Origin of the sequence: Rathayibacter iranicus NCPPB 2253 = VKM Ac-1602 (assembly GCF_003149025.1) — a bacterium.
GTDB classification, from domain to species: Bacteria; Actinomycetota; Actinomycetes; order Actinomycetales; family Microbacteriaceae; genus Rathayibacter; species Rathayibacter iranicus.
In genome coordinates this window covers 26939-49249 of the sequence record NZ_QGDV01000012.1, presented here as the reverse complement: position 1 = coordinate 49249, position 22311 = coordinate 26939, and the positions used below count along the sequence as shown (strand labels likewise).

Below are 22311 nucleotides of genomic sequence, written 5' to 3'. Positions count from 1 at the left end.
CACCCGCGAAGCTCGTCCAGCCTAGAGCCTCAGGCCCGGGAGCTACCCGAACGACCGAGGAGCCCGATCCGTGCCAGGACAAGGTAAAGCTCACAGCCGAGGCAGAGGCCGACGGCGGCGTTGAGGAAGGCGGCGAGGAATGCGACTGCCGCGGCGACCGGCACCGCTCCGGGAACGCCGACGAGATGCAGAAGGGCGCCGGCTCCCGCGACGATCAGTCCAATCAGCTGGGCAAACCGTGGCGGACGGGCGTCCTCCCAGTCCCGCGGCGGAGCCAGATATGGCCGGATCGCGCGGCGAAACAGCAGCGCCCAGGGGCCAGCGCCGACTCCCCGTGCCGCTGACCAGGCGAAAAGCAGAGCCAGCAGGAGCAGGAGGAGGAAGCCGGGCTGCGTGATCCGCGCAGCGAGGTCTGCCTCGGTCGGCTCCGCGAGGCCGAAGCCGACGCTCACGAGGAGGAGCGCGGCGGTGAGGGCAGCGGCAACGCGCGGACTCCGTGGGTCGATGCTTCCGGGCGGGGGAGGGGTGCTCATCGTGTCTCCTGAAGTCGGTCGAGCTCTGCCGTCACGAGAGTGCGGGCAGGCGTGCCGCCGATTCTGCTGCGCGGAACGCCCGCGGCATCAAGCAGGAGCAGGGTCGGGGTCTGTCGGACGCGGAACCGCTCGGCGAGGTCGGCGCGGTAGGTCAAGTCAACGTCAAGATGCACAACGCCCGGTCGTTCTTGGGCGAGTCCCGTGAGCATCCGTCGCACCGCCGGGCACCGTTTACAGTACTCGATGGAAAATTGCACGATTGTGGCGCGAGATCCGAGGACGGCGTCAGGGATGAGGTCGGCCGGATCGATCGCCGCGTCGGTGCGGGCCGGCCGTGCTGCGATCCGTCCGGCAGCGCGCCGTTACAGGGCACCGAGGACTATGCCGAGTGTGACCAGCCCTGCGAGGGCGGCGGCGATCGTCGCGGGGTCCATGGGGCGAGCGTACGGTCTGAGGCACGTTCCATCTCGTCCATGACGCCCGGAGTCACCGGGAGCGGGCGGGCCTGGTCTAAGTTCGAAGCCGTGATCGAGCAGACAGACAGCAGCCCAGAGTCCAGCGCCACGTTTCGTTCCGACATCGTCGTCGAGCTGGTCCGATCGAGTGCCCACGACTCCGACGTCCTGTTCGCCGCTCGGGTGTCCACGCAGGGCGAGAAGACACTCGCCCTAGCGCTCGATGACGAGGAGTCAGACTCCGAGCAGCAGCGCAAGCGCGACCGAGGTCGCATCAACTATTTGATTCGCGATCGCCATGGTTCGCCCTTCGAGCACAACTCGATGACCTTCTACGTGCAGGCGCCGATCTTCGTCTTCCGCGAATTCATGCGGCACCGCATCGCCTCCTATAACGAGGAATCCGGCCGCTACCGCGAGCTGCGTCCCGTCTTCTACGTGCCCGGACCCGAGCGCAATCTCGTGCAGATCGGTAAGCCCGGCGCCTACGACTATGTCCCCGGCACCCCCGAGCAAACTGAACTCGTTCAGGAGGAGACCCGTCGGGTCAGCACCCAGGCGTACGAGTCGTATCAGCGGATGCTCGGCGAGGGCGTCGCGCGCGAGGTCGCCCGCATCGTCCTCCCGCTGAACATCTACTCTTCGATGTACGTCACGTTGAACGCCCGCTCGCTGATGAACTTCCTCTCTTTGCGCACCAAGCGCGCGGACTCGACGTTTCCCTCCTTCCCGCAGCGAGAGATCGAGATGGCCGCCGAGCAGATGGAGTCACACTTCGCGGAACTCATGCCCCTCACGGCCGCCGCCTTCACCGCGAACGGCCGCGTCGCCCCGTAACCACGCCGTCCCTCGGCCGCACCGTCCCCAGCCCGCCGTCCGATGCGCAGGGACCTGTGCCATCTGCAGGGACCTGTGCCATCTGCAGGGACCTGTGCCATCTGCAGGGACCTGTGCGATGTGCAGGGGATCCCTGTCGGAGAGCGCTCTTCTTCGCGTGCTGCGACCGGCGGGAGTTCCATCCTCTGCACATCGAACCCTAGAACGTCCTCCACAGCGCCCGGTTCATCGAACTCTCCACCGAACGGGCAGCTCCTTGCCCGCGAACTCACGCATCGCGTCACGCTCAGTGCATGCGACCCTCCAGCACAGTCCTCCTCCGCGCAGGCGGTGTTGTTAAGACGGAGCAGTTCCTGCGCGAGGGGACGACGCAGCGTGAGCTAAGCCGAGCCGTCGTCGCGGGGTCCCTTCTCCGGGTGCGAAAGGGGTGGTACGCCCTCCCGGGTCTGGCGCCGAGCATCGAGCAAGCCTTCCGGGTCGGAGGAGTCCTCGCCTGCGCGAATGCGGCTGCCGTTCACGGGCTCTGGGTCCCGCACTTTCGCGGGCTCCACGTCGGTGTGCCCGATCAGGCCTCCCGTCTCCGTGATCGAGAGCAGTACCACCGGCGTCTCGCCAATGCTCCGGACGTCGTCGTGCACTGGTCCGAATGGGCCCCGCCGCCCTGCACCCTCGTGCAGAGCATTGAGGACTGCATCGTTACTGCCGCACGGTGCCACGGCGCCGAGTTCGCCTTCGTCCTACTCGAGTCCGCTTTGCGACTCAGGCTGCTCGGCGATGCCGGCAAGCGGCGGCTGTTGGAGCGACTCCCACCGCGGATGAGGTCGCTGCTGCGCTGGGCCGGCCGCGAATCCGAGAGCGGGCTCGAGTCGATGGTGGCATTCCGGCTGCGACGGCTTGGCATCCGGTTCCGACAGCAGGTCCGGATCGGCGCTCGCCGCGTCGACTTCCTCCTCGGCGAGGTCCTCGTCCTCGAGGTGGACGGAGCAGCCTTCCACGAGGCCGATCACGACAATCGCCGCGACATCGAGCTTGGCCGGCTCGGGTATCGTATCCACCATTTCCGAACCGCGACGGTGCAGACACACTGGGATGCCGCCGAGGCGGACATCCTCGCGGCGCTCTCGCGCGGCGATCACCTTCGCAGCTGAGGGCCGCAAGCCGACTCTGGGCGACGGCATCTGCAACGTTCGATCTGCAGGGGATCTCGATCGCCGGACGCCGATCGCGCGAAGGAACGCCGCCAGTCGCGCGGATCCCCGGCAGATCGCACCCGATCCTGCACATCGCACGCCCGTCTCCGCACCCAAGCGCACCGCGTGACTGCGCCAGCGGACCCGCCGTGTCGAACCGCTACCCTGTCAGCGTGTCAATTCCGGAGAATCCTTTCGGCCAGGTCCTGGTTGCCCTGGTCACCCCGTTCACCGCCGACGGCGAGGTCGACTGGCCCGGCGTCGAAAAGCACATCGACGATTGCATCGCGGGCGGCGCGGACGGCATCGTGGTCACCGGGACCACGGGCGAGACCAGCACCTTGACCGACCCCGAGAAGATCCGCCTCGTCGAGGTCGGCCGCTCGGTCGCCGCCGGCCGGGCAAAAATCATCACCGGGGGTGGCTCCAACGAGACCGCGCACGCCATGCAGCTCGCCCGCCAGAGCGAGAGGGCCGGCGCCGACGGCAACATGATTGTCACTCCGTACTACAACAAGCCCACGCAGGCGGGGATCCTCACGCACTTTCGGATGATTGCCGACGCGACCGATCTGCCGGTCATCCTGTACGACATCCCCGGCCGCACCGGCGTCCCGATCCGCTACGAGACGATCCTGCGCGCGGCGAAGCACCCGAACATCCTGGCGGTCAAGGATGCAAAGGGCGATCTCTCCGAGGTCAGCCGCGTCCTCAACCAGACTGATCTGATGTATTTCTGCGGCGACGACGCGAACGTGCTGCCCGAACTTGCCATTGGCGCCACCGGTCTGATCGGGGTGACCGCCAACATCGCCGCCTCCCCCTACCGCACCATCATCGACGCCGTGAATTCGGGAGATCTGCACGCCGCGACTCGCGCTCACCAGCAGCTCGAGCCGCTCGTGCGGGCCGTCATGACGCACGTCCCTGGCACCGTCGCCGCGAAGTACATCCTGCACGGGCTCGGCCGCATCTCGTCGCCGCGCGTCCGGCTGCCGCTCGTCGGCCCTGAGGAGTCAGAGGCTGCGCTGATCGAGGACGAACTCGGCCTGGTCCGAGACATTCCGGGAGTCGATTTCCGCAACTTCCGCCCCGACCGCAACGCCGCGGCCGGTGGCGCCCTCCCGAAGGTCGCCGGCACCACCCGCTAAGCCGCAGGAGCGGCATCGCCAGAGAATGAGGAGGGCGTATGCCCAGTCCCGTGATCACCCCCGCCCCTCTCCAACCGGGCACACTGCGGATCATCCCTCTTGGCGGTCTCGGCGAGATCGGCCGCAACATGACGATCTTCGAGATCGACGGCAAGATCCTGGTGATCGACTGCGGCGTGCTCTTCCCGGAGGAGAACCAGCCGGGCGTCGACCTGATCCTGCCGGACTTTAGCCCGATCAAGGACCGTCTCGACGACATCGTCGGAGTGGTGCTGACGCACGGTCACGAAGACCACATCGGAGCCGTCCCTTACCTCCTGCGCCTCAAGCGCGACATCCCGCTGATCGGCTCGACCCTCACGCTCGCCCTCGTCGAGGCGAAGCTCAAGGAGCACCGCATCAAGCCCTACACGCTGGCCGTGAAGGAGGGCGACGTCGAGAATCTTGGCCCGTTCGAACTCGAGTTCGTTGCCGTCAACCATTCGATCCCGGACGCGCTGGCCGTCGCCATCGTCACCGACGCCGGCTCGATATTGCACACCGGCGACTTCAAGATGGACCAGTTGCCGCTGGACGGCCGGATCACCGACCTCCGCGCGTTCGCTCGTCTCGACGAGGAGGGAATCGACCTTCTCCTGGTCGATTCGACCAACGCGGACGTCCCCGGATTCACACCAAACGAGCGTGATATCGGACCGGTCATCGAGAGCGTGATGGCCAAGGCGACGCGTCGGGTCATTGTCGCGAGCTTTTCTAGTCACGTGCACCGGGTGCAGCAGGTGCTCGACGCGGCACACGCCACCGGGCGCCGGGTGGCGCTCCTGGGTCGCTCGATGGTCCGCAACATGGGGATCGCGGCCGACCTTGGCTACCTCAGGGTGCCGCAGGGGGTGCTAATTGACATGAAGAAGGCGGGCGATATCCCCGAGGACGAGATCGTCTATATGTCCACCGGGTCGCAGGGCGAGCCGATGGCGGTGCTGAGCCGGATGGCTAATCTCGATCACCACATCGAGCCGGGGGAGGGTGACACGGTGATCCTTGCCTCGAGTCTCATTCCGGGCAACGAGAACGCTGTCTACCGGGTGATCAACGGACTCACCAAGCTGGGCGCGACCGTGGTGCACAAGGGCACTGCGAAAGTGCACGTCTCGGGTCACGCCGCCGCCGGTGAGTTGATCTACTGCTACAACATCCTCAAGCCGCTGAACGTCATGCCCGTGCACGGGGAGTATCGGCACCTCGTCGCCAACGCGAAGCTGGCGCGTGAGACGGGCATCGCGGAGGAGAACACGATCATTGCCGAGGACGGCACCGTCATCGACCTGCTCGACGGGACGGCCACCGTGGTCGGACAGCTCGATCTGGGCTTCGTCTACGTCGACGGCTCCTCCGTGGGCGAGATCACCGACGCCGACCTCAAGGACAGGCGGATTCTCGGCGAGGAGGGCTTCATCTCCATCATTGTGGTCGTCGAGGCCGGAACGGGGCGGGTCGTGGTCGGCCCAGAGATTCATGCCAAGGGCTTTGCAGAGGACGACCGCGTCTTCGACGAGGTCAAGCCTCGCATCGCGAAGGCTCTTGAAGAGGCGGTGCAGAACGGAGCAAGCGATCAGCACGCGCTCTCGCAGGCGGTCCGGCGCGTCGTCGGCCGCTGGGTGAATATCAGTTACCGCCGTCGTCCGATGATCGTGCCGCTGGTCATCGAGGCCTAAGGCTCCTCCACAGGCTGCGGGTGGAGACCGGGTGGGCCGCTCACGGCGCGGGTCAATGGTCCGAGCGGAGGCGGCGGGTACGGTGGCCTCATGGCGACCAGCACCAAGACGACCTCCCGCGGGCGCGGCACTGCGGCTCCACGCTCCGGCGCGCCGCGATCCAGTCGGGGCTCGGCCAAGGCGGACGCCGAGACGAAGACAGTGGCCTTCGAGTCCGCTGCACGCACGGGCATCGTCGTCCGCGTCTGGTTGGCGCTCGCTCACCTCGCAGGAGGAGCCGCTCGCGCCCTCGGTCCTGAGCGGCTCGCGAAGGAGGAGCGCCGCGACGGCCTTCCGTTCCTGCTGCTTCTGCTGGCGTTGGTGGGTGCCGTGGTCGAGTGGTTCCTCGCGACCGACCCGGTCGCACGCGTGCTCGACGCCTGGAGCTTTGGAGGCATGTTCGGCCGCGTCGCCTACGTCCTGCCGGTCGTACTCCTCCTCTTCTCCCTCTGGCTGTTCCGCCATCCGCGTTCGGTCGACGACAACGGTCGGATCGGCATCGGCGTGACGACCCTCCTTGTCGCCTCGGCCGGTATCTGCCACGCGCACCTCGGCCTGCCGCTACCCGGCCAGGGCATCGAGCCAATGGCGGCGGCCGGAGGCGTTCTGGGCTGGCTTGTCGGCGCCCCGCTTGCGGCGATCGCGACGGTTCCCGGTGCGACCGTGCTGCTGTCCCTCGTGATCCTGCTCTCACTCTTCATCATCACCAAGACCCCGCCGAATCGCGTGGGCGCGCGAGTGCGCGAACTGTACGGCTACCTCTTCGGGGCTCCCGTGCTTGACGACGAGGAGCGCGCCCGGCTGAAGTCCGAACGAGCTGCCGCTAAAGCCGCCGCCAAAGCAGAGGCGGAGCACGAGGAGAACACGCAGCAGGACGGAGGCGATCTGCCCTGGTGGCGGCGCACCGAGTCCGGCCGCGAGGATGAGCCGACGGTCCAGACCGAGCTGCCGATCGGCTCTTTCACCGAGGTCATCGCGGGAACGGCTCCAACGGCGGGCCCCGCGACCGGCTTTGATACTCCCCTTCAGGAGCCAGCTGATCCTCCTACCCGTTCCTACGCGACGGAGGTGCTCGCTTCTGCTGAGACGGCTGAGGCGGCGCTCGCCCGTCTCGAGCAGAGCGGCGCGCCCCGCGGAGCGACCGGCGTGGTCGATGACGACGCCACCGAGATCATTCGCCTGGACCGCCTCGACGTCACGCCCGCCGTGCCGGTCCCGCCCGCTGGGGAGACCGGCCCGATCGCGCCCCTTGCCGACGAGGACCCGACCGCAGGATTCGACCCCTCCTTCCGCGACGATGCGCCCTACCGTCTGCCCTCGGCCGCCGCCCTCTCGACCGGTACTCCGTCGAAGGCACGCTCAGCCGCCAATGACGACATGGTGAGGGCGATCACTGAGGTCCTCCAACAGTTCAACGTCGACGCGACCGTCACCGGCTTTTCTCGCGGCCCGACCGTCACGCGCTACGAGATCGAACTCGGACCGGGCGTCAAGGTCGAGCGCGTCACTGCTCTCAGCAAGAACCTGTCTTACGCGGTCGCAAGCAACGAGGTGCGCATCCTCTCGCCGATTCCCGGTAAAAGCGCTATCGGCGTTGAGATTCCGAACGCCGACCGCGAGATCGTCTCGCTCGGGGACGTCCTGCGCTCTCCGGCCTCGACCACCTCGACGCACCCGATGACCATTGGTGTCGGCAAGGATGTCGAGGGCGGTTACGTCGTGGCCAACCTCGCCAAGATGCCGCACCTCCTCGTCGCGGGCTCCACCGGCTCCGGTAAGTCGAGCTTTGTGAACTCGATGATCACGAGCCTGCTGATGCGTGCCCGTCCGCAGGACGTGCGGATGGTCCTCATCGACCCCAAGCGAGTCGAACTCACCATCTATGGCGGAGTGCCGCACCTGATCACGCCGATCATCACGAACCCCAAGAAGGCCGCCGAGGCGCTGCAGTGGGTCGTGAAAGAGATGGACATGCGCTACGACGACCTCGCGTCGTTCGGGTTCCGGCACATCGACGACTTCAACGCTGCCGTCCGGGGCGACGAGATCAAGCTTCCGGCCGGGAGTAACCGGGTGCTCAAGCCTTACCCGTACCTGCTCGTGGTCGTCGACGAGCTCGCCGACCTGATGATGGTCGCCCCGCGCGACGTCGAAGACTCGATCGTCCGCATCACTCAGCTGGCGCGGGCCTCCGGGATCCACCTCGTGCTCGCCACGCAGCGCCCGAGCGTCGACGTCGTCACCGGCCTCATCAAGGCGAATGTTCCCAGCCGACTCGCCTTCGCCGTGACGAGCGTCACCGACTCCCGGGTCATCCTCGACCAGCCCGGCGCCGACAAGCTGATCGGCCAGGGTGACGGACTGTTCCTCCCGATGGGAACCAACAAGCCGATGCGTGTGCAGGGCGCCTGGGTCCGCGAAGACGAGATCGTCAAGGTCGTCGAGCACGTCACCCGGCAGGCGCAGCCTGAGTACCGCCAAGACATCACTGTTCAGGCGCAGCGGAAGGAGATCGATTCCGATATCGGGGACGACCTCGAGCTGCTCATGGCCGCCGCCGAGCTCGTCGTCAGCACTCAGTTCGGCTCGACCTCGATGCTCCAGCGCAAGCTCCGCGTCGGCTTTGCCAAAGCCGGTCGCCTGATGGACCTGCTCGAGTCTCGCGAGGTCGTCGGCCCCTCCGAGGGGTCGAAGGCACGTGACGTGTTGGTCACGGCTGAGCAGCTACCGGGCGTGCTCGCGAGGATGCGGGGGGAGGAACCCGCAGAAGTCGACGCGGCACCGTCGGTCGTCGCGCCCGATCCCTACGCCGATCCGCTGGCGGAGCCGACCGGACCGGCCGCGGTCGACTACCACGATGACGACGAGGGCTCCAGCGAGGATGCCTGGGCGCTAACCGGCCGCGAGTGACCGCTCGGGCGGCCACTCCATCCACGACGACGAACGGCGAGGAACGATGAGTACTCCCACGGTGCCGAACTCGGCGAGATCGGGCAACTGGAACCTGCCCAACGCGATCACGGTGGTCAGGATCCTGGTCGCACCGCTCTTCTTCTGGCTGCTCCTGGCCGATAGCGGCGCGGACGGCGGGCTGCGCATCGCAGCGGCGCTGCTGTTCATCGTGGCGATCGCGACCGACGGTATCGACGGGCACATCGCGCGCAGCCGCGGTCTGGTCACCGACCTCGGCAAGCTGCTCGATCCGATCGCGGACAAGGTACTGACGGGCGCAGCCCTCGTAGGCCTCTCGATCCTCGCTGAGTTGCCATGGTGGGTCACCACCGTGATCCTCGTGCGCGAGATCGGCATCACAGTGTTCCGGATGGCCGTGCTCTCGGACCGAGTAATCCCCGCTTCCCGTGGCGGCAAGCTCAAGACGATTGTGCAGTCGACCGCTCTCTCGCTCGCCCTGCTTCCCCTGTGGGTCGTCCTCGGCGAGTGGGTGCACTGGCTGAACGGCGTTGCAATGACCGCCGCCCTCGTGCTCACCGTGGTCACCGGCGTCGATTACCTCGCCGATGCGTCCCGCCAGAGCCGGGCCGCGCGCAAGCGCTCATGACGGCTGCGGAGCTGATCGGGGAACTCCGTCGTCGTGGCCTTGGCATTGCGGTCGCGGAATCATTGACCGGTGGCGCACTCAGTTCGGCCCTCGTGGAGGTGCCCGGTGCCTCCGCAGTGCATCGCGGGGGAGTGGTGAGCTATGCAACGGAGCTCAAGCACCGCCTGCTCGGCGTCGATGCCGACCTCCTTGCTATGGCGGGTCCAGTGCACCCGGAGGTCGCTCTGCAGATGGCGCGGGGCGCGGCTGCCCGCCTGCGCGCCGAGGGCCAGCTCACCCTCGGGCTCTCGACGACGGGAGTCGCTGGGCCCGACCCACAGGGGTCCGCCGCCGTTGGCACGGTCTTCGTCGCTGCTGTCCTGGGAGAAGCGGAGGTCGTCAGGAAGTACCGCTTCGACGGAGATCGAGCCGCGATCCGAGGCGCCTCGGTCGATTCGGCTCTGGCTCTGGGTCGCGAGTTGCTCGCTCGAACGGCATGAGGCGGATACCCAGCCACCCGCGCGCGTCGATCGGAATGCCCTGCATTGCGACCCGGTTACATCTGGTGTCGCTCACACGCAAAGTCCAGTCATCCGGTATTAGAGTCGACATAATACGAACCGGGTAGTGAACAGCTATCCGGTTCTCTCGTCCCAGCCCCTCGACCACCCGCCTCGGAGAACTCCGATGCCCGTGCCGCGGGGAAGGTGCGCGACATGCGGTTGACGTGGAGAAGGAGGGTCCAGTGGTTCTAGTTCGTCAGGAAATCGGCGATGTCCTCAGGGACTTTCGCCTGCAAAAAGGTCGTACGCTCCGTCAGGTGGCGAGCAAGGCGAGCGTCGCGCTCGGCTACCTGAGCGAGGTTGAACGTGGTCAGAAGGAGGCCTCTTCGGAGATCCTCGCATCTGTCGCCGACGCCCTCGGCACTCCCATCTCGGTGATCATGCGCGAGGTCGGCGATCGTCTCGCCGTCATCGAGGGCATCGATACCATTCCCGACACCATCCCGGCCGACATGGTCGCCGGCTTCGACGCCGACCTTGTGACGCAGTAGTCGGCTCTCCCTCCACTCACCGCACCCCGTTTCACGCGAAGGGCGCCCAGGCTTTGGCCGGGCGCCCTTCGGCGTTGGCCGGGAGGTCGGTCGGGGAGCGGCTAGCGTGGATGGATGCGGTTGAGCGAATTCCGGCAGCTGGTCGACGACGAGTTCGGCGGTTCCTACGCCCGTGTCCTGGTCTCGGATCTCGTGCTCACTGAACTCGGCGGCCGAACGGCGGAGCGGGCGCTGAGCGATGGGGCCGAGCCCCGTGAGGTGTGGTTCGCCCTTTGCCGTGCAAACGACGTCCCCGAGGCTCGGTGGTACGGCATCGGGCCGAAGAAGCGCTCTCGCTGAATCGGCTGGTTACACACGCCCGAATTCCTGTTCGACACGCCGAGAGTCATTTGATCGAATCTGTGTTCGATCGGGTCTAGGCTCCTCCACAGAAGCAGAATCGGCTCCGTCTCCACGGAGTCGCTCTCGCACGGTCCCGGTGTCGGTGGTCGGGCGTACCGTCGGAGATACCTGAACGGGTCTGCTTCACCGCCTTGTTGCAGCCGGTCGGCACTGTCACTCCGACAGCCGCCGGCATGTCGCGACAGCCTGTAGGCGACACCACCACGAACACGAGAGCGAGACGGCCATGCCCAGTTCCTCCGACCGCGAGAAGTCCCTTGAGACCGCACTCGCCCAAATCGACCGCCAGTTCGGCAAGGGCGCCGTCATGCGTCTTGGCAGCGACGAACGCGCCCCCGTCGAAGTCATCCGGACCGGGTCGATCGCGCTTGACGTCGCACTCGGCATCGGCGGTCTCCCTCGTGGCCGCATCGTCGAGATCTACGGGCCCGAGTCCTCGGGTAAGACAACTCTCACGCTGCACGCCATCGCGAATGCCCAGCGCAACGGGGGCATCGCCGCCTTCATCGACGCAGAGCACGCGCTCGACCCCGAGTACGCCAAGAAGCTCGGTGTCGACATCGACTCCCTTCTCGTCTCGCAGCCCGACACGGGAGAGCAGGCACTCGAGATCGCGGACATGCTTGTGCGTTCCGGCTCGATCGACCTCGTTGTCATCGACTCTGTCGCGGCCCTCGTGCCGCGTGCCGAAATCGAGGGCGAGATGGGCGATTCCCATGTCGGCCTCCAGGCCCGGCTCATGTCGCAGGCGCTGCGCAAGCTCACCGGTGGTCTCAATACCACCAACACGACCATGATCTTCATCAATCAGCTGCGCGAGAAGATCGGTGTCTTCTTCGGAAGCCCCGAGACCACCGCGGGTGGCAAGGCACTCAAGTTCTACGCCTCCGTCCGCCTCGATATCCGCCGCATCGAGACGCTCAAAGATGGCACCGAGGCGGTCGGCAACCGCACCCGAGTGAAGGTCGTCAAGAACAAGATGGCCCCGCCCTTCAAGCAGGCCGAGTTCGACATCCTGTACGGCATCGGCATCTCTCGTGAGGGCAGCCTGATCGACTTCGGTGTCGAGCACGAGATCGTCCGCAAGTCGGGCGCCTGGTACACCTACGACGGTGACCAGCTCGGCCAAGGCAAGGAGAAGGCGCGCCAGTTCCTCATCGATAACTCGGACATCGCCGCCGAGATCGAGAAGCGCATCCTGGTGAAGCTGGGCGTCATCGCCGACCCAAACGCGATCGCCGAGGTCGCACCGGTCGCGATCGAGACCAAGCAGCCCGTCCGCAAGGGCGCCTAGCCCGTGGCGCAGAAGGCTGCGGGTGGAGCCGGGAGTCGTCCCGTGGCCTTCCTGCCCTGGGTCGACAAGGACCAGGCGAGCGCGACGGCGGGCGCTCGTCCCAGTAGGACGGACGACGAGGGCTGGGCGGTTGCTGCTCCTGAGCCCGCAACTACGGGGCATGATGCCCGCGGTGCCGCTGTCGTCGGTCCCGCCGACGCGGAGCGAATCGCCGAGCTGTCGGCGCACATCACCAGGCAGGCGTCGACCGCCGAGCCAGACGGCCAGCACGCCTTTCCGGAAGACGACGCGGTGGAGGCTCCTGAGGAGATTGATCCGGAGCAGGTCGCCGATCGCATCGTCCGCGGGCTCTCGCGCAAGAGCCTGTCGGTCGCCGAGGTCGAGGTGCGCCTCTACACCGAAGGGGTCGCAGAGAGGGACGCCCTCGAGATCATTGAGCGGTTCACCCGCTTCGGCTACCTCGACGATCTCCGGATGGCTGAGCAGTTAGTTGTGTCGCTTCGAGAGCGCAAGAAGCTCGGCCGGTCGTCCATTCAGCAAGAGTTGCGGGCGCGGAAGCTTGACCCGGACGCGATCGCGTCGGCCCTCGACGCACTCGACGGCGACGACGAGTACCGCACTGCGCTCGAGCTGGCACGCAAGCGGCTGCCGAGCCTCCGCTCCCTCTCGGATGAGGTCGCCGAGCGGCGCCTGACCGGTTTCCTCGCCCGCCGCGGCTACTCTGGCGGGCTCGTCCAGCGCGTCGTCCGCGAGACCGTCCGCGGGTCTCGGCCGAGCGTTCGATTTCGTTGAACAGACGGCCAGGAGGCGTTCAACCCGGCGCGTAGAATCGCAGACCATGAGCATGCTCGGTACCGTCCCGTCATCCGTCACCGAGATCCGGCCGAGGACCTACGAGGTTCGCACGTTCGGGTGCCAGATGAACGTTCACGATTCCGAGCGCCTGAGCGGGTCGCTGGAAGCCGCGGGCTACGTGCCCGCGGACGGAGCGGAGGCCGACGTCGTCGTCATCAACACCTGCGCGGTGCGTGAAAACGCTGACAACAAGCTGTATGGCACTCTCGGGCACCTCGCCTCGGTCAAGCGCCGACACGAAGGAATGCAGATCGCGGTCGGCGGCTGCCTCGCGCAAAAAGACAAGAGTGTCGTCCTCGACCGAGCACCGTGGGTCGACGTCGTTTTTGGAACTCACAACATGGGCGCGTTGCCCAGCCTCCTCGAGCGAGCGCGCCATAACGACGAAGCGCAGCTCGAGATCCTGGAGTCGCTCGACGTCTTCCCCTCGACGCTCCCGACCAAACGCGACTCCACCTACAGCGGCTGGGTCTCCATCTCGGTCGGCTGCAATAACACCTGCACGTTCTGTATCGTTCCCTCACTCCGCGGCAAGGAAAAGGACCGCCGACCCGGCGACGTCCTGGCCGAGATTCAGGCTCTCGTTGACGACGGCGCAATAGAGGTCACGCTACTGGGCCAGAACGTCAACTCCTACGGCGTCGAGTTCGGCGACCGTCAAGCGTTCTCGAAGCTGCTGCGCGCCGCGGGAACGATCGACGGTCTCGAGCGCATCCGCTTCACCAGTCCCCACCCGGCCGCTTTCACGGACGACGTGATCGACGCGATGGCCGAGACTCCGACCGTGATGCCGCAGTTGCACATGCCGCTGCAGTCCGGATCCGACCGCATCCTCCGCGCGATGCGCCGCTCCTATCGATCCGACCGCTTCCTCGGCATCCTCGACCGGGTTCGCGCCCGCATTCCGCACGCAGCGATCACCACCGACATCATCGTCGGCTTCCCCGGAGAGACGGAGGAAGACTTCGAGCAGACTCTTCGCGTGGTCGAGGAGGCGCGCTTCGCCTCGGCCTTTACCTTCCAGTACTCGATTCGGCCGGGCACTCCCGCGGCGACCCTGCCCGATCAGATCCCGAAGGCGGTCGTGCAGGAGCGCTACGAGCGCCTCGCCGCGCTACAGGATGCGATCAGCGAACAGGAGAACCGGCTGATCGTCGGCCGCGAGGTCGAGGTGCTGGTCGCCACCGGTGAGGGTCGCCGCGATGCCGAGACCCACCGGCTGAGCGGACGGGCGGAGGACAGCCGACTGGTCCACTTCGATGTGCCGGCCGGCTCCGAACAGCCCCGACCCGGGGATATTGTCTCGGTCCGGATCACGCGAGGCGCGCCGTTCTACCTCCTGGCCGACTCGCCCGACGGCGCTCCGCTGAGGATCCGCCGCACCCGAGCGGGCGACGCCTGGGACCGTGCCCACACCGAGTCCTGCGGCGTGCCGGTGGCCGTCGGCGCGTCCGCTGCGCCCCGCGTCTCGCTCGGCCTCCCCTCGCTGCGCGTGCGCAGCAACACCGACAGCGACACCCTGACGACGCCGATTTACGACGCCGCGGATGGCGAGCGCTAAGCCGCCGGCACACGCTCCCGAGTTGATCGCCGTGGTGGGAGCGACCGGCACCGGCAAGTCGGCGCTGGCGCTCGATCTGGCCGACCTCATCGGCGCAGAGGGCGGAACCGCCGAAATCGTGAACGCGGACGCCATGCAGCTGTACCGCGGTATGGACATCGGGACGGCGAAGCTGCCGGTCGAGGAGCGCCGAGGAATTCCGCACCACCTGCTCGATGTGCTCGACGTGACAGAGGAGGCGTCCGTCGCGCGCTACCAGGTTCAGGCGAGGCAGGCGATCGAGGACGTCCTGGCGCGCGGCGCGACACCGATTCTCGTCGGTGGCTCGGGTCTGTACGTGTCGAGCGTCATCTTCGAGTTCACGTTCGCAGGGACGGACCCGGAGATCCGGCGTCAACTTGAGGAGACGGCGGAGCGCGAGGGCTTGGGAGTCCTCATCGAGCGCCTGCGGGCTATCGACCGTCGTATCGCCGAGCGGATCGGGCCGCACAACGCACGGCGAATCATCCGGGCTCTCGAAATCGCCGAACTCACGGGCGGGAGCACCCACAGCGCGCTGATGTCGGACGAGCCCGTGCCGTGGCGGACGGCTGCGATCATCCTCCTCGAGGCACCGCGCAACGAACTCGTGCTGAGGCTCGACGCCAGGGTGGAGCGGATGTGGGCGGACGGCATGATCCACGAGGTTGAGCGCCTGATTCCGTTGGGTATCGAACGCGGGGTGACGGCGGGCCGGGCCATCGGTTACGCGCAGGCGCTCGCTCAGCGTGCGGGAACCCTCCGGGAGGATGAGGCCGTCGCGGCGACACAGGCGCTCACGCGGCGGTACGCCCGCAGGCAGAACAGCTGGTTCCGCCGGTATGCCGCGGCGCACCGTCTGCCCGCCGACGCGCCTGATCTGGCGGCGCGAGCGCGTGTCGCCGCTCAGGCCGCTGCTGCCCCGCGTCGCTAGGCTGTGCGCCATGACGATCGAGCTGCACTTCACCAAGGGCCAGGGCACGGGCAACGACTTCGTGCTCTACAGCGACCCGGACGGTGAGCTGGATCTCTCGCCCGCGCAGATCGCGACGATCTGCGACCGCCACTTCGGCGTGGGCGCCGACGGCGTGATCCGGGCTGTGCGCTCGCGTTGTCTGCCGGAGGGCGCCGCCGCCCTCGCTCAGGAGAGCGAGGCCGAGTGGTTCATGGACTACCACAATGCCGACGGGACGATCGCCGAGATGTGCGGCAACGGCATCCGCGTCTACGCCGCTTTCCTCCTCGCCGGAGGGCTCGCTTCTCTCGAGCCGGGCGACACTCTGCCGATTGGCACCCGTGCCGGCGTTCGCGACGTGACGCGCAGTGGGGCGGGATTCCAGGTCGATCTCGGCCACTGGACACTCGCGGGTGGAGAGCCGCTCGTCCGAGCCAAGGAACTCAATGTCCCGCGCCCCGGCCTCGGCATCGACCTCGGCAACCCCCACGTCGTCGTGGCGCTGAGCAACGACGAGGAGCTGGCGTCGGCCGATCTCACCTATATCCCGCAGCTCGATCCTGAGCCGGAAGAGGGGGCCAACATCGAGTTCGTCGTGCCCGGTGAGCCGCTAGTGCACGACGGTATTGGGCGCATCCGGATGCGCGTGCACGAACGAGGCAGCGGTGAGACGCTGAGCTGCGGCACGGGCGCGGCGGCGGCGGCGCTGGCTGTGCGTTACTGGGCCGGACCCCGCGCTCCGCAGTCCTGGCGCGTCGAGGTGCCGGGCGGGACCGTGGGTGTCACCATGTTCGCCACCGAGGAGGGCGAGCACGTCGGCCTCTCCGGTCCGGCTGATCTCGTCTTCACCGGTACCATCCGCATCGACTGAGCGGCAGACTCAGCCGACCCGAGTCGTCCGAAGGACCCGGAAGCCCTTGGCCGAGGAAACGCGCTCGACGTCGAGACGGCCGGGGAACGTCGCACTCAGCCACGTCTGCAAAGAGTCGGAGCCGAGGTTGCGCTGCACGACCAGCCAGGCGGCCGCGCGGTCTTCCAGGCGCGGGAGCCAACGCTCCAAGAGCAGGTGCAGCTCCTCCTTGCCGATGCGGATCGGCGGGTTGGACCAGATGGTGCGGAAGCGGAGTGCAGGGGGAACATCCTCGGGCAGGACGGCGTTCACATTAAGTACGCCGAGTTCCTCGCAATTGCGACGAACCAATTCAAGTGCGCGCTGGTTGACGTCGACCGCCCAGACCCGGGCGTCGGGAGAAGCGAGGGCGAGCGCGAGGGTAATCGGACCCCAGCCGCAGCCGAGGTCGAGCAGGTCCCCGTCAGTGGGGGCGCGCGGCACCGCGTCGAGCAGGACGCGCGTACCGAGGTCGACGTGGCCGGGGCTGAACACCCCTCCGGCGGTCGTCACATCGAGGTCGCGTCCGGCGAGGTGGATCGAGATTGTGCGGGGCCGGAGGTCGCCGTCGGGCGTACTCGAGAAGTAGTGCTCCGCGGCCATGAGAAGTGAACATATCAACACCTGAGGAGTTAGTGTTATTCGGATGACGGAAGACCTGAACGAGACCGACACGACCGATGCCGTGGACGTCGTCTCGAGGGTCCTGGCGAACGCGCAGTCGCGCTCGGCAGGGTACTCGCGCTTCGTCGCGGGTGAAGCCCAGGCGCTGCAGAGTGCCGGCCACGAGGGCGAGAATAACGGCAGCGACGGCGAGCAGTTCGACCGCGACGACCGGCAGGCGCTCCGACGCGTCGCTGGCCTGTCGACCGAACTCGAGGACGTCACGGAGGTCGAATACCGCCAGCTGCGGCTCGAGAACGTCGTGCTCATCGGCGTGTACTCGCAGAACTCGCTCGATGACGCCGAGAACTCGCTGCACGAGCTTGCCGCGCTCGCCGAGACCGCCGGGGCGACCGTCCTTGATGGCCTGCTTCAGCGACGTCCACATCCCGATCCCAGCACATACTTGGGGAAGGGCAAGGCGCAGGAACTCGCCGGGCTCGTCGCCGCGGTGGGCGCCGACACGGTGGTCGCCGATACCGAACTCGCACCGAGCCAGCGCCGCGCGTTGGAAGACGTCGTGAAGGTAAAGGTGATCGACCGCACGGCGGTGATTCTCGATATTTTCAGCCAGCACGCGACGAGCCGCGAGGGCAAGGCCCAGGTCGAACTCGCGCAGCTCGAGTACCTGCTGCCGAGGCTCCGCGGCTGGGGTGAGTCGATGTCTCGCCAGGCCGGCGGCCAGGTGGGGGCGGGCGCGGGCATGGGTTCGCGTGGACCGGGTGAGACGAAGATCGAGCTTGATCGTCGGCGCATCCACACGCGCATGGCGCGGCTTCGCAAGCAGATCACGGCCATGAAGCCCGCTCGGGAGGCGAAGCGCGCGAACCGCAAGCGCAACGCGGTCCCGTCCGTCGCCATCGCCGGTTACACCAACGCGGGCAAGTCGAGCCTGCTCAACCGCATGACGCAGGCAGGAGTGCTGGTCGAGAACGCACTATTCGCAACGCTCGACTCGACCGTCCGCAAGGCGCAGACGAGCGATGGCCGCCTTTACACGCTCGCCGACACGGTCGGCTTCGTGCGGGCGCTGCCGCATCAGCTGGTCGAAGCGTTCCGTTCGACGCTCGAAGAGGTGGCCGATTCGGACGTCATCGTGCACGTTGTCGACGCGTCACACCCGGACCCTGCGGGGCAGATCGCGACAGTGCGCGACGTGATCGGCGAGGTCGGGGCACGCGGCATCCCGGAGATCATCGCCTTTAACAAGGCCGACCTGGTCGACGAGGGCACGCGCCTCGTGCTCCGCGGCCTCGCTCCGAACGCCGTCTTCGTGTCGGCGCTGAGCGGCGAGGGAATTGACGAGCTCGAAGCGCGGATCGCCGCGATCCTGCCCGAGCCCGACATCGAGGTCGACCTGCTCTTGCCGTATGACCGGGGCGACGTGATCTCCCATCTGCACCGCAGCGGGCGGATCCTGTCGACGCAGTACGTCGAGGGCGGCACGCACGTGACCGCTCTCGTGCACGCCGACCTCGCGGGCTCGCTCGCCGAATTCGCCGCTGGGAAGCCGGCCGTCGAGGCCTGAACCCCGGCCGTCGAGGCCTGAACCCGCCGCCGTAGCGCCTGGCTCCCCGTCCCGGGAGGCGGGCGCTCGGTGCATCCGGCCCCGACACGCGGCGTCATACCGCTTCACACGACGTCATCTCCGCTCGACTCAATGACCCGGGCTTCCTACTGTGGTCCGCGAGGCGCCGACTGGTGCGGGGGCCGACTGGTGCGGGGACAGACAGCCGAGCCTGGCAGCGGTCCGAACCCAGCCGACTCCTTCCGGGGTTCGGTACGAGGAACGGAGGGCACAGGCGTGTCGGAGCAGCGATCATCGGCGGACCCCGCCTGTTCGTCCGTCCCCTTCTCGTTCGAGATCTACCCACCCCGCACTCCTGCCGGGGCTCTCGCGCTGACCAAGACCGTGGATCGGCTTGCTGCGGTCCGGCCTGACTTCGTCTCGGTGACCTACGGGGCGGGCGGATCGTCACGAAGCGCGTCTCTGGAGATCCTCCGCTACCTCCGCGAGCACACGTCGACCCCCGCGCTCGCGCACCTCACCTGTGTCGGCTCCACCCACGCGGAGGCGAGCAGCCTCGTGCGCGAGTTCCTCGGGGCGGGAGTCACTCGATTCCTTGCCCTGCGTGGGGATCCGCCCGTGGGGACGCCGGAGGGCGACCCGTTCCTCGGCGAGTTAGGCAGCGCCGCCGAGCTGGTGCAGCTGATCCACCGAGTTCAGGCCGAGCGCGAGCCTTACGGAGCGGTCGCGGTGCCCGGGCTGCCGAATGCACAGCGGGTGGAGGTGGGCGCTCGCCCGCACGCGGAGGTCGCCGTCGCCGCGTTTCCGAACGGGCATCCGCGCTCCCGCTCGCGCACGCAGGACATTGACGTGCTGCTGGCGAAGGAGGCGGCGGGAGCGTCGTTCGCTCTCACCCAGCTCTTCTTCCACGCGGATGACTACTTGCGGTTCGTCGATCGCGCGCGGGCTGCCGGACTGCGGATGCCGATCATCCCGGGTGTGATGCCCGTGACGAGTCCCGGGCGCCTGCGCCGAATGCTCGAGCTGAGCGGCGAGGATCTGCCTGCCGAGCTCGCGATTGCGCTGGATGTGGAGCCAGACGACGAGGTGCGCGCACGGATCGGCGTGGAGCACGCCGCGCGCCTCGTCCGCACTCTCGTCGCTGGCGGTGCGCCCGCCGTCCATCTTTACGCCTTCAACCGCCACGAGGCGGCGCTGGCGGTGCTGGCCGAGAGCGGGCTGTTGCCCGACTCCGCACCGTCCCTGCCCAGCGCTGCCAACCTGCCCACCCCGTCCCCCTAGGAGCGAACCGCATGAGCACCACCCCCGCCTTCCCGACCGGCACCATCCTTGGCTACCCGCGGATCGGGCGCCGCCGAGAGCTGAAGAGAGCCATCGAGTCCTTCTGGTCCGGAGTCATTTCTGCCGACGAGCTCGAAGCCTCGGCGGCCACACTGCGCGCCGCGACACGGGAGCGCCTCCACACCCTCGGTCTCGGTCGCGACGACTCGTCGATCCCGGAGGCGCACTCTTTCTACGACCAGGTGCTCGACACCACACTCGCGGTCGGTGCGATCCCCGAGCGATTCGCGGACCTCGTGATAGACGGTGCGGTCGACCTGGCCGGATCCTTCACACTGGCACGGGGCGACGGTGAGCGGGCACCGCTGGAGATGACGAAGTGGTTCGACTCCAACTACCACTACCTCGTGCCTGAGATCGGCCCGCAAACGGTGTTCTCCCTGGCCGACACGCGGCGAGTGCGTGAGGTTCAGGAGGCGCGCGAGGCGGGCTTTACGACGCGCCCCGTCCTCGTGGGGCCGGTCACCTACCTCCTCCTCGCGAAGCCCGACGACACGGCGCCTGCTGGGTTCGCGCCGCTGTCACGCCTTGCCGACCTTATGCCGGTCTACGTCGAGATGCTGGCTCGGCTGCGGGCGGCTGGCGCCGAGTGGGTGCAGCTCGACGAGCCGGCGCTCGTCTCGGAGTCGCTGGGCGTCTCACGGGAGCAGGTCCTCGCGGCCGTCGCAGCGGCGTACGGCCTCCTCGCCGAGGCCCAGGAGCGGCCCGCACTGTTCGTTGCCGCGCCGTATGGCACGCTGGGCGACGCGCTGCCGGTGCTGGTCTCCGCGGGTGTCGAGGCCGTCGGCGTCGACCTCGTGAAGGGCGCGTCCCCCGTGGCGGTGCCGGGACTCGAGCGCACCGTGCTTGTGGCGGGAGTCGTCGATGGTCACAATGTCTGGCGCGGCGACCTCGCGGCCGCGCTGGAGCGGGCCGAAGCGCTGCGTCCCCTCGCGGCCGACGTCGCCGTCGCGAGTTCCACCTCCCTGGTGCACGTGCCGCATGACGTGACCGACGAGCCGGACCTTGACCCACGGCTGGCCTCCTGGCTCGCCTTTGCCGATCAGAAGGTCGAGCAGATTGCCGTGCTTGCCCGCGGGCTTCGGGAGGGCCGCAGTGCGATCGAGCAGGAGCTTGACGCCGCGACCGCGGCACTGGAGGACCGTCGCGCGGCGCCGGGCGTGCGGGACGGTTCCGTGCGCGAGCGCGCCGCGGCACTCCGCCCCGCGGATCGGTCTCGCGCTCCTGTCGTTGAGCGCCTCGCTTCTCAGGAGAAGGCGCTCGGTCTTCCGCTGCTGCCCACAACGACGATCGGCTCGTTCCCGCAGACTCGCGAGATCCGCACGGCCCGCGCCGCGGTCGGCCGCGGCGACCTCACCGCCGAGCAGTACACGGAGCGGATGCGCGAGGAGATCGTGCGCGTCGTGCGCCTCCAGGAAGAGATCGGCCTCGACGTCCTCGTGCACGGCGAGCCCGAGCGCAACGACATGGTGCAGTACTTCGCCGAGCACCTCGACGGCTTCGCGGTGACGCGGAACGGTTGGGTGCAGTCCTACGGCAGCCGCTGTACGCGACCCTCCCTCCTGTGGGGCGACGTGGCGCGGCCGGCGCCGATCACGGTGGAGTGGTCACGCTTCACCCAGTCGCTGACCGACCGGCCAGTGAAGGGAATGCTCACCGGGCCGGTGACGATCCTCGCGTGGTCGTTCGTCCGCGACGACCAGCCACTCGCTGAGACGGCCGATCAGGTTGCGCTCGCCCTGCGCGACGAGATCGCCGACCTCGAGCGGGCCGGCATCCGAATCGTGCAGGTGGACGAGCCGGCGCTGCGCGAACTCCTGCCGCTCGAGGCGGCGGCTCAGCCGGACTACCTGGAGTGGTCGGTCGGCGCGTTCCGGCTGGCGACGGGCGGAGCGGCGACCGCGACGCAGATTCACACGCACCTCTGTTACTCGGAGTTCGGGGTGGTCATTGATGCGATTGACCGGCTCGACGCTGATGTGACCAGCATCGAGGCGGCGCGCTCGCGGATGGAGGTCGTCGGCGACATCGAGCGCTCGGGCTTCGCACGCGGTATCGGGCCGGGCGTCTACGACATCCACTCGCCGCGAGTACCCAGTGGCGACGAGCTCGCGGAACTTGTCCGGATCGCGCTCGGCTCGATCCCGGGGCGGCAGCTCTGGATCAACCCGGACTGTGGTTTGAAGACGCGCGGCTACGACGAGACGGTCGCGTCGCTCCGCGCGATGGTCGCGGCGGCGGCGGCAACTCGCGCCTCGCTCGCGGTGGTCTGACCCGGAGGAACGGAGACGGG

Annotated in this window: 20 protein-coding genes; 17 read left to right on the top strand and 3 right to left on the bottom strand. The window is 67.8% G+C overall.

The window, feature by feature from the left end; all coding sequences use genetic code 11:
• Positions 1-29 precede the first annotated feature (29 nt).
• Both B0H03_RS12105 and B0H03_RS17120 read right to left on the bottom strand, forming a co-directional pair.
• Complete coding sequence (locus tag B0H03_RS12105; RefSeq protein WP_104263946.1) at positions 30-533, bottom strand: DUF4395 domain-containing protein; 504 nt, start codon at positions 531-533, stop codon at positions 30-32.
• The gene (locus B0H03_RS17120; RefSeq protein WP_258061873.1) at positions 530-793 is read right to left on the bottom strand and encodes a thioredoxin family protein; all 264 of its coding nucleotides are present in this window, start codon (positions 791-793) and stop codon (positions 530-532) included. The genes B0H03_RS12105 and B0H03_RS17120 overlap by 4 nt, the downstream gene beginning before the upstream one ends.
• A gap of 213 nt (positions 794-1006) precedes the next feature.
• Between B0H03_RS17120 and thyX the strand changes: the two genes are divergently transcribed.
• The 14 genes from thyX (at position 1007) to dapF (ending at position 16468) form a co-directional block, all read left to right on the top strand.
• Positions 1007-1825 (top strand): FAD-dependent thymidylate synthase, encoded by an 819-nt coding sequence (thyX, locus tag B0H03_RS12095; RefSeq protein ID WP_104263947.1) that lies wholly within the window; start codon positions 1007-1009, stop codon positions 1823-1825.
• Between the two features lie 293 nt (positions 1826-2118).
• Entirely contained in the window at positions 2119-2973 is an 855-nt protein-coding gene (locus tag B0H03_RS12090) for a DUF559 domain-containing protein (RefSeq protein WP_104263948.1), read from the top strand.
• 215 nt (positions 2974-3188) lie between these two features.
• Positions 3189-4166: a 4-hydroxy-tetrahydrodipicolinate synthase gene (gene dapA, locus B0H03_RS12085; RefSeq protein WP_104263976.1), complete on the top strand. Its 978-nt coding sequence runs from the start codon at positions 3189-3191 to the stop codon at positions 4164-4166.
• Between the two features lie 38 nt (positions 4167-4204).
• A complete protein-coding gene (locus B0H03_RS12080; protein ID WP_104263949.1) occupies positions 4205-5881 on the top strand; it encodes a ribonuclease J in 1677 nt (558 codons plus the stop codon).
• Positions 5882-5971: 90 nt separating this feature from the next.
• A complete protein-coding gene (locus tag B0H03_RS12075) occupies positions 5972-8830 on the top strand; it encodes an FtsK/SpoIIIE family DNA translocase (protein WP_104263950.1) in 2859 nt (952 codons plus the stop codon).
• 46 nt (positions 8831-8876) lie between these two features.
• Positions 8877-9479 carry a CDP-diacylglycerol--glycerol-3-phosphate 3-phosphatidyltransferase gene (gene pgsA, locus B0H03_RS12070; protein WP_104263951.1) on the top strand — a complete coding sequence of 201 codons (603 nt, stop codon included), beginning with the start codon at positions 8877-8879 and terminating at the stop codon, positions 9477-9479.
• Positions 9476-9958, top strand: a complete 483-nt coding sequence (locus B0H03_RS12065) for a CinA family protein (protein ID WP_104263952.1) — start codon at positions 9476-9478, stop codon at positions 9956-9958. The genes pgsA and B0H03_RS12065 overlap by 4 nt, the downstream gene beginning before the upstream one ends.
• Before the next feature lie 245 nt (positions 9959-10203).
• Positions 10204-10512: a helix-turn-helix domain-containing protein gene (locus tag B0H03_RS12060; RefSeq protein WP_104263953.1), complete on the top strand. Its 309-nt coding sequence runs from the start codon at positions 10204-10206 to the stop codon at positions 10510-10512.
• 114 nt (positions 10513-10626) lie between these two features.
• Complete coding sequence (locus B0H03_RS12055; protein ID WP_104263954.1) at positions 10627-10851, top strand: DUF3046 domain-containing protein; 225 nt, start codon at positions 10627-10629, stop codon at positions 10849-10851.
• A 289-nt stretch (positions 10852-11140) separates the two neighbouring features.
• On the top strand, positions 11141-12208 hold the full coding sequence (gene recA, locus B0H03_RS12050; protein WP_104263955.1) for a recombinase RecA: 1068 nt from the start codon (positions 11141-11143) through the stop codon (positions 12206-12208).
• Positions 12209-12250: 42 nt separating this feature from the next.
• Positions 12251-13000 carry a regulatory protein RecX gene (locus B0H03_RS12045; protein ID WP_160487263.1) on the top strand — a complete coding sequence of 250 codons (750 nt, stop codon included), beginning with the start codon at positions 12251-12253 and terminating at the stop codon, positions 12998-13000.
• A 46-nt stretch (positions 13001-13046) separates the two neighbouring features.
• Positions 13047-14624 carry a tRNA (N6-isopentenyl adenosine(37)-C2)-methylthiotransferase MiaB gene (gene miaB / locus B0H03_RS12040; protein WP_104263957.1) on the top strand — a complete coding sequence of 526 codons (1578 nt, stop codon included), beginning with the start codon at positions 13047-13049 and terminating at the stop codon, positions 14622-14624.
• Positions 14611-15576 (top strand): tRNA (adenosine(37)-N6)-dimethylallyltransferase MiaA, encoded by a 966-nt coding sequence (gene miaA, locus B0H03_RS12035; protein WP_104263958.1) that lies wholly within the window; start codon positions 14611-14613, stop codon positions 15574-15576. Before miaB ends, miaA begins: the two co-directional genes overlap by 14 nt.
• Positions 15577-15586: 10 nt before the next feature.
• Positions 15587-16468 (top strand): diaminopimelate epimerase, encoded by an 882-nt coding sequence (gene dapF, locus B0H03_RS12030; protein ID WP_104263977.1) that lies wholly within the window; start codon positions 15587-15589, stop codon positions 16466-16468.
• A 9-nt stretch (positions 16469-16477) separates the two neighbouring features.
• On the opposite strand, the gene B0H03_RS12025 is transcribed toward dapF, so the two are convergent.
• Entirely contained in the window at positions 16478-17089 is a 612-nt protein-coding gene (locus tag B0H03_RS12025; RefSeq protein WP_104263959.1) for a class I SAM-dependent methyltransferase, read from the bottom strand.
• Positions 17090-17132: 43 nt separating this feature from the next.
• Between B0H03_RS12025 and hflX the strand changes: the two genes are divergently transcribed.
• The 3 genes from hflX (at position 17133) to metE (ending at position 22291) form a co-directional block, all read left to right on the top strand.
• The gene (gene hflX / locus B0H03_RS12020) at positions 17133-18677 is read left to right on the top strand and encodes a GTPase HflX (protein WP_104263960.1); all 1545 of its coding nucleotides are present in this window, start codon (positions 17133-17135) and stop codon (positions 18675-18677) included.
• Between the two features lie 276 nt (positions 18678-18953).
• Complete coding sequence (locus B0H03_RS12015; protein WP_241560375.1) at positions 18954-19958, top strand: methylenetetrahydrofolate reductase; 1005 nt, start codon at positions 18954-18956, stop codon at positions 19956-19958.
• An 11-nt stretch (positions 19959-19969) separates the two neighbouring features.
• On the top strand, positions 19970-22291 hold the full coding sequence (gene metE / locus B0H03_RS12010; protein ID WP_104263978.1) for a 5-methyltetrahydropteroyltriglutamate--homocysteine S-methyltransferase: 2322 nt from the start codon (positions 19970-19972) through the stop codon (positions 22289-22291).
• Positions 22292-22311 lie beyond the last annotated feature (20 nt).